Source organism: Amphritea sp., from assembly GCF_050300915.1.
GTDB lineage: Bacteria > Pseudomonadota > Gammaproteobacteria > Pseudomonadales > Balneatricaceae > Amphritea.
Genome location: NZ_JBNKYN010000261.1, coordinates 1 through 510, shown reverse-complemented (window position 1 = coordinate 510; position 510 = coordinate 1). Strand labels below are relative to the sequence as shown.

General features: G+C 55.5%; 1 protein-coding gene. It reads right to left on the bottom strand.

Going from position 1 to position 510, the window contains the following annotated elements; translation table 11 throughout:
- Positions 1 to 77: 77 nt before the first annotated feature.
- The coding region (locus ACQY8X_RS21225) for a hypothetical protein (protein ID WP_428037111.1) at positions 78 to 510 on the bottom strand (433 nt) is incomplete at its 5' end.

Genomic DNA, 510 nt, shown 5'->3' with positions numbered 1-510 from the left:
TATTCATAAAAGAAGTCATTACAAAGGAGTCGATCACCCCTAAAGCCAATTTATCGGCTTGATACATCGACACTAATCTACCACCAGTCGGTGCCTGAGAACTTGCGGTGCTTGATTAGGGGAACCGCGCCAACATCACCATCGTCATCGCCGCTGCGGCCGTCGCTACCGTCATCTCCGGCACCATCATCGCTGGTGAAGCCATCACCGTCATCGACTCCGTTGTCAAGGTCTCCGCCATCGTCTTCATCGTCATCTTCATCGGACGACCCGACGCACAAGAAGCTTCCTGTCGTCGGGTCTTCCTCGGTCGACTCATCATCCTCCTCCTCTTCCGAGGAGGAGTCGTGCCCTTCCCAGGACACATCGTCGTCATCATCTTCATCTTCCAGTTCCCCATTGAGGAGGAACTGGAGGTCCTCACCATCGGTCAGGGACTCATCATCCTCTGACCAGGCCCAGAAGTCCCACTCCTCTGCGTCCCAGTGCAGAGGGGTGCAGGCCTCATAG